The sequence below is a fragment of the Allofournierella sp. genome (assembly GCF_017889395.1).
Classification (GTDB): Bacteria; Bacillota; Clostridia; order Oscillospirales; family Ruminococcaceae; genus Allofournierella.
In genome coordinates, this window is the sequence record NZ_JAGHKE010000153.1 from 22,322 (window position 1) to 29,915 (window position 7,594).

Here is a 7,594-nt window from a genome sequence, read left to right on the forward strand (position 1 = left end):
GAACCTGCTGCCGCCCTGAATAAATTTTGCTCTATTCTCACCCTGAACGGAGTTTACACAGAATTTGGGATTGACCTAAAAGTTATAGAATTCTGCCCTATTACATATGGCTTTAAGCCATAAACTCATTGTATGGTACTATATTGTCAGCCCCAAATATATTCTGTAAGTATTCTTCAAACTGTGTGTTTATTTCAACAGTAATTAAGATGGCAAGCCTTTTTCTTGGCCTGGAACAGCAAACATAAAAAAGATTTCGATTTCTTGTGTAAGCTTCAAGTTCTTTGCCATGCAGAGTGTTTTCATCTTTATATAGTGTATCTTCAAACTTGTAGAGATTCCACCCTCTACCCATCACAAAAAGGACATTATCGTATTCTTCGCCTTTTACTCCATGATCAGTAGAGTATCCGGAATCGGGCCTAAAGAAATTGATGGAATTAATTATTTCTTGGTATTCAATTTTGTAAAATTCTTTGATGGTTGTTTTTGCATAAGCAGTATCATTACCAGAATCATATGCGCTCATATAATTGCTGATATCTGGAGGAACGGGAATTAATCGACTATCAATAGCTGTCCGTAAAACATCATAGATTGTTCTTTGTCTGGCGAGGTTTAAGGCATTTCTAAGTTGCCGCCACTGTTTCTTTTGGCGTTTTGTTTCTATTGGTTGTCGTGTTGTTCCAAGTGCTTCATACATTGCTTTGACATCTTGTCTTTCTAAAGCAGAGTATAACGGCTCAAGACGATCCCTAAAGAAAATGAAGTGCTTATCATCCTGCTCCTTGAATCGATCTCCTAAGGCGTCCAGAAGGGCTTGATAGTGTTGCTGTTTAGCAAGCATTTTATGCGCGATCATCAGAACTTTACTGTCTTTATCCCAGCCCATACTTTTTAATTTTTCTTTGACCGAAGAAATATATTGACTCAATATTTTTTCAGGAAGTTCACCCTTATAGTAGGGCCGCGTATCTCTATCTCCATTGTAATCATTTGTAGTGATTACAATGACGCTCCCATCATTCTCATTTAATGCTGATATCTGGGGAAGTTCAGGCCTAATTCTATTCAGAACATCAATGATGTTTTTTTGAGATCGAAAGTTAGATTCCTTTTTTATTTCAATTAACCTGTTACTTGTTATCAAGCCACAAGCGCCATTGGTGGAATAAATTGTCTGCCAAGCATCTCCAAATAACCCAAATTGCGGGCCGCAGTCTTTTTCAATGAAGTGCTCAAGAAATTTATCCATAATACTTTTAAAAGAGTCCTGATACTCGTCAATAAGGATGATAGGGTATCTATCTGTTAGTAGCATGCGAAACTTTGGTTTATCCAAAAACCAAGCAAAGAGTTTAATTATATCATCGTGAAATAAATGCAACTCGTGATTTTCGATGTATCGGATACCAAGATCGTATGAAACCTTTTGGATTTCTGATATATCGCTATCAGAAGAAACCAACCCTAATTCCTCAACACCTGCAAGCAAAGCGGATGTAAAGTTTCTCATATTTTCCCATGCAAAATTATGAATGGTCGATGGAATAATAGAACTCTTACTCGAAATTCTGCTTTTAATAACATCAACGGCAGCATTGGTATATGTAATGCAAGCAACCTGACGATTCTTTTTATTAAATTCTCTCGCTTTGTTTTTATCTATCCATTCAACCACTTTGTGCAAGGAGTAAGTCTTTCCAGAGCCTGCCCCCGCCTCAACGCGAAAGCTTTTACCGGATTTTAGTGTATCTATAATTTGAGCATCAATCTCATCAGCGCGAGCCTTAGCCAATTTATAATTTGTCTTATCAATCATCTAATCACACTTTCTGTGAAGAAGCACCGCGCTTCATCTTAAATTTTCTTACTGGATATGCCGCTTCTGGCATTTTATCCTGATCGTTCAGCCATACCAACCCATTTTTAATATACAACGGAATGGCGAAATCTTTATATTTTGGATCAGTCAACAGCATAAGTGCGAAATCCGTTTTACTGCTATCCGTATCATCATAAAGTGGTATTTCTTTGGAATTAGGGGCAATTCCAAAGAGTTCCCGATTTACATTTTGAATGGATTCTTCAAGACTTCTGGGGTGTGCCCCGTTTTCTTCGACTTGAAATTCAATATGTCGACATCCGTTGCTTTTCTTATTAGGATCTTTTGACAACTCCAATATTGTTTCAAGAGGAACCGATTTCGAGACGGGAATATTGTACATATCATGACACCAACGTTTAATTGCACCATTAGAAGAATTAACAGCGGTGGACAACTGGCATTTGCTCTTGGTATCATTGATAAAATCAATATCCGTTAAAATTAAAGTGGGAATCTCCAAAAAGTCTACAAATTCGTAAAATCTGTGGGCGTAAGCTCCACCAACTTCAACAATCGAATAATATTGTGAGGCAAGTGAGGGACACTGTGTGCCAAATAAACCGGCTGCTTCGCATTTTGAAATTACTTTAGGTAACAAAAGCCTTTCAGCCGCACCTTCCACGAGAATTGCCTTATCGCAAAAATACAAATCACAATAACTCAATTTTAAATATTTCTGCAGGAATTCAAGATTTTCTTCTTTTACCTCGTCGTGCTGTGCAGATTCATAGAAGTTTTGTAAGTCCTTGCATACAACAAATTCTTTTTGTCTCCGCATATATCTTACTTGTTTGAAATTTACAGTGTTTGCCACATGGGCAGAATGTGTTGAAAGCAAGACTTGAGGCAAGTTATCTTTTCCTACCATATCTGTTAGAAATTCATTTAAATAACTTACAAATACAGTTTGAAGCTGAGGATGCATGTGCGCTTCTGGCTCTTCAATTAAAAGTAAAGGTATGGTGGCATCATTAGCATTAACAGCCCGGCCAAATTCATGAAGAATGAGGGTTATTTTGATAAGATTTTTGTAACCTAACCCATTATGTGTACTTGGAAGCGATTCGTCTGCGCTGGCAGATGTATATGTTAAGTCTGTGCTATTGAGAATTTGTTGTTTCAGCGAAATTCCAGTATCTGCCCGTAACTGCATATCTTCTGTTGATGGGTATCCAAATCGAATCATACCGGAAACAATCTGTTCCATTAGTGAATTGATTTTCTTCTGAGCTGTAAAACTCATATTATCAACATAACGGTTAAGTTCGCCGATTATGGGACGCAATGCTTCCGTAAGCTGTTCTTCATCTTGGCTAAACACGCGATTCATCATATTTGCTAAGGGATGTTCATTTTTGTTTTCAGACTCGTCAAGATTTCTTTCCGCTTCTATCATCCTACATGTAAAGAGTTTTTTTAATAGATTTGAGGACCTTTCTTGATAGTCAGAAATATCTGCCGGGTTTACCGCAAAAACAATTAAAGAAAAAAACTTATCAAATTGCTCCTTCACTACAGTTGCAATAATTGAACGGTCATAGGGGTGTAAATTGCTTATCTCTTGTTGTGATGACTCCTCGTCTTCTTTTGCGGTTAGTAAATCATCATAGCGCTTTCGGCATTCGCCAAAAAGTTCGTCCAGCTTTAGACTATTAAAAGCGTAAACAGCGTCTATTTGGGCTGTGTTCTGCGTATCATCCATGTCGATAATAAAGTTACGTAGTTCTCCAAGGAACTGGTCATCTCCGACATCGCTGTAATCAATATAAAAAGTTAGCTTTGTTTCATGTATTCGACTTTTTATCTCGGTATCTTGTACTGTACCATCCCAGTATTCTTCAAGTAACTCATAAAGAACTTTACGACTTTCAAGTGGGTAGTCGTTAAAAGACAAGTTCTTTTTTTCATTAATAATAGTCCGAATAAGGTGTGCAATGGAGGTCTTACCCGTATTATTTTTGCCGACGATTAGAGTCAAAGACTTATCCAAAACGATATCCACGTTTTTTAGTAGCCTAAAATTTTCGATATGTATCTTTTGTATATGCATTTTTTTCTCCTCACATATGTTGAATAAATCACGTCATGAGAATAGTCAATAAAATAAACTAACACCTTGTGATTATTATATCAAAAAAGGATTCTTTTTCAATAAATTCCATCTTGACAATAAGAAGTTCGCTTTTCAAATATGGAACATCGAAACAGTATAGATGCTGGAGACTTTCTGATTTCGGAGGGAGGGATAGTGTGAAAGGGAACCGTCAGGATTTCCTTTCGTGTTCAATAAAACCCGCCCGCAGGCGATTCAGATTCCAAAGGAATCTGTAATACCAAAGAGAGACACACCAAGCGGTGTGTCTCTCTTTTTGGCACATCGAAACAGTATAGATGTCACGGCTTTCAGGCTTGCACCCAAAACCAAATCGAAGCCCAGCGAAGCGGGTTCGATTTGGAAAGGAGGAGCAGCGGCGTGAGCGCGCTCTGACTTTTGCAAAAAAGTCGGAGCAAGCGATACAAAGCTTGCTCCGACGTGGTACGGGTAGTGGGGGTCGAACCCACACGGATCGCTCCACTGGAACCTAAATCCAGCGCGTCTGCCAATTCCGCCATACCCGCATATTCAGTTTCCCTCTATTTTTACTCGGGGAGGGATTGCCCGAGACAGAGCGTTGCGCTTAATCTGCATCAATAAAAACAGGTAAAACTCCTAATTTGTCCTCAGATATACAATAAGAGAAAGCTATCACCTATGTCGGTGTTCAATTTTATCTGTTATACTTCCATCTTTATTGATCCGTCTTGTCGCCTTAACCGTCGATCCATCTGGTTGATTAAAGATTTTAGTAACACGAACAGTATATTTCCCTGCCCAGGTTTCTGTTTTATCCGGATTCTTTGCGGGGAGGGTTGGCAACTTAGTGTTCTGTTTCGTCAACTTTCCCATTAATTTTACCTCCTCGTTAAAGATATCTACTTTCAAAACCTTTCACTGAGGTGACAGCACCTAAAACCAGCGCGTCTGCCAATTCCGCCATATCCGCACAAGAAAAAATCCTCTATTTTCACCCGGGGAGGACACCCGAGGCGGGGCAAAACGCCTGATCCGCATGCATTCCGTGTATAAAATACGGGGAATGTGCTTTTACTATATCAGACCCGGCTGGTTTTGTCAATCAAAAGCCCGGAGGCTGCCCTACGTTTTACCTGCTTACATGAAATGGCCCCAAACGGTACATACTGAACCATAAGACCATTTTCAAAGGAGCGTTTGGTATGATTCACTGGGTCCGGCGCGGTCTTGCTGCCCTTGCGGCGGTCGGCGCGTTGTTCGTGTGCGGCTGGGGATATCTGTATTGCCAGCTGCCCGATACCTTTCTGGTGGAGCAGGGGCAGACATTGCGCATTGCACAGCTGCCCTGGCTGCAGCCCATGCAGCAAGGCGGTGCCGCCCAGGCAGGCGCAGTGCCTGTGGGCAGCAGCTACAATGTAACCTTGAGCATACTGGGCCGCATTCCGGTGAAGACCGTGCGCGCGGTGGCAGTGGGTCAGCGGGCTGTAACCGTGTGCGGTACGCCATTCGGGATCAAAATGTTTGCGGAGGGGGCGACTATTGTTGGCTTCACCGACATTCCGGCCCCAGGTGGCGGTGCAAACCCGGCAAAAAGCGCCGGACTGAAAATCGGCGATCGTATTTTGTCCATTGATGGAACGGACACCCACGACAATCAGGATGTGGCCGATGCTCTGCAGGAAGCCGCAGGCCGTCCGGTGGAGGTGATTTACCAGCGCGGAGGTGAGCAGCATACCGCCACCCTGGAACCGGTGCGGGATGAGGAAAGCGGCTCCTGGCGGGCAGGCATGTGGGTGCGGGATTCCTCCGCAGGCATCGGCACCCTTACCTTTGTGGACAATTCCATCGGCATATACGGTGGCCTTGGACACCCGATCAGCGATGCGGATACCGGTCAGAGTATTGCCCTGCGCAGCGGCGAGATTGCCCCGGTGACTATCACCGGCTATGAAAAAGGAGAGGCTGGGGTGCCTGGCGAGCTGAAGGGGCGTTTTACCAGTCAGATCGCCATGGGAGACATTCTGGTCAATGGGGCCACCGGGGTTTATGGGAACATTCGGGTGCTGTGCAGCGGGCAGGATATGATCGTAGCACAGGTGCAGGAGGTGCGATGCGGTCCGGCCCGCATCCTTACCACACTGGAGGGCACTACCCCACAGTGGTACGATGTGGAGATCGAGCGGGTTTCCCTTGGGCAGGAGGACCCCAACCGGAATATGGTCATCCGGGTGACGGACCCGCAGCTGCTGAGTGCCACCGGAGGTATCGTGCAGGGGATGAGCGGCAGTCCCATCGAGCAGGACGGCAAGCTGGTGGGAGCGGTGACTCATGTGCTGGTGAACGACCCTACCCGCGGCTACGGCATCTTCGCCCAGACCATGCTGGAAACGGCGGACGGCTCACTCTCGATAAAATCTGGCGAGTAAAACCGGCAGCCGGGCAGGCTGCCTTACATAATTATAAAAACAGGGCTGACAACAGCAGATAGGGATAGTATCATAATAGTAGGAAAAGCTCTGATCAGAATTGTAAAAGGAGTGAGCAGTATGAAGAAAAGTACGCTGGTTTTACTGACGCTGGTTCCAGTTGCGGTCGGACTTGTTGTGAATTTTACCTTGCGCCTGCCTGTGATCGGTTCGCTCCTCTTTTTTTGCTGCCTCTGGCCACAACGGTGTTCTGGTTTTATCTCGGAGGGCGGTATGCCCGCATCGGATGGAATGTGCTGTGCTCGCTTCTTATAGGGAATGCAACGGGGCTTCTGTCGCTGGTGGTGTATGTGTGGCAGCGTGTCCTTTTGCTGGAGGAAAATGTGAATCTGTTCCTGGTGGCGGCGTCACAGATGTTTTCCGCGGCTGCGCCCACTTATCTTTTCGGAAGACTTGCAATGTTGTTTGAATCCCAGCCTAATTTTATTGGCGAAGCAACCGCACTGGCACTGCAGGTGATTGCAGTTCTTTACATGATCGTGGTCTTTGGGCTCAGCTATGCCTGGGAGAAACGAAAGCAGGTCTGAAAAACAGCAGCCACAGCCGACTGTCCGATATTACATATAAAAATAGCAGCAACGCAGCCAGGTGCCAATGTGTACAGGGCTGCGTTTTAGTTTTCCTGGGGGACATGATTTGCCGGACAAACGGGAAAATCAGCGGTTTTATGCACAAGGAGCCGAAAAAAAGGAGAAAAAGGGAAGGAAAATATTTCCAATAATATGGTAAAAACTGGAATTAACTATTGCAACAGCTGGAAATATATGGTAAAATTTCCATTGTTAAAACAACACAGCGAAACCACCCGCAAAACGGATGTGAAAACAGGAGGAAGCAACAATGGAAACCATGAAATTTTTGATGACCGATCTGGGCGAGGCGGCCACTGCCGCCTGCGTTGCCGCGCTGGAAGGCCGCGGTATGGAGGTTGTTGTGTGCCCGAAGGACGGTACGCAGGTGCTGGAGAAAATGCTGGAATACCGGCCTCGCGCAGTGCTGCTGGAGGTGTTCATGCCCGGGCTGGACGCACTGGCAGTAAAGCAGCGCTACGAGGCCCAGGGAGGCAGCGCCGTATTCTTTGCCACCGGTCCCTTCCAGAACGAGGCGGCGGAACAGGAACTGCTGGAAAGCGGGTTTGCCTTTTAT

The 7,594-nt window shown here is 44.4% G+C and carries 5 protein-coding genes, 1 tRNA gene and 1 pseudogene; 3 read left to right on the plus strand and 4 right to left on the minus strand.

The window, feature by feature from the left end:
• Positions 1 to 112: 112 nt before the first annotated feature.
• The 4 genes from J7G73_RS13370 to J7G73_RS13385 all read right to left on the minus strand — a co-directional run bounded on the left by J7G73_RS13370 (position 113) and on the right by J7G73_RS13385 (position 4,835).
• Positions 113 to 1,822: a UvrD-helicase domain-containing protein gene (locus tag J7G73_RS13370; protein ID WP_291246631.1), complete on the minus strand. Its 1,710-nt coding sequence runs from the start codon at positions 1,820 to 1,822 to the stop codon at positions 113 to 115.
• A gap of 4 nt (positions 1,823 to 1,826) precedes the next feature.
• Positions 1,827 to 3,938, minus strand: coding sequence for an AAA family ATPase (locus J7G73_RS13375; RefSeq protein ID WP_291246632.1), 2,112 nt, complete (start codon positions 3,936 to 3,938; stop codon positions 1,827 to 1,829).
• A 484-nt stretch (positions 3,939 to 4,422) separates the two neighbouring features.
• Positions 4,423 to 4,507, minus strand: a tRNA-Leu gene (locus J7G73_RS13380).
• A gap of 127 nt (positions 4,508 to 4,634) precedes the next feature.
• Entirely contained in the window at positions 4,635 to 4,835 is a 201-nt protein-coding gene (locus tag J7G73_RS13385) for a hypothetical protein (RefSeq protein ID WP_291246633.1), read from the minus strand.
• A 329-nt stretch (positions 4,836 to 5,164) separates the two neighbouring features.
• On the opposite strand from J7G73_RS13385, the gene spoIVB reads away from it, so the two are divergent.
• The 3 genes and pseudogenes from spoIVB to J7G73_RS13400 all read left to right on the plus strand — a co-directional run.
• Positions 5,165 to 6,388, plus strand: coding sequence for a SpoIVB peptidase (gene spoIVB, locus J7G73_RS13390; protein WP_291246634.1), 1,224 nt, complete (start codon positions 5,165 to 5,167; stop codon positions 6,386 to 6,388).
• 383 nt (positions 6,389 to 6,771) lie between these two features.
• The gene (locus J7G73_RS13395; RefSeq protein WP_291246635.1) at positions 6,772 to 6,975 is read left to right on the plus strand and encodes a hypothetical protein; all 204 of its coding nucleotides are present in this window, start codon (positions 6,772 to 6,774) and stop codon (positions 6,973 to 6,975) included.
• 313 nt (positions 6,976 to 7,288) lie between these two features.
• Positions 7,289 to 7,594: pseudogene (locus J7G73_RS13400) on the plus strand (sporulation transcription factor Spo0A); the annotation flags it as partial.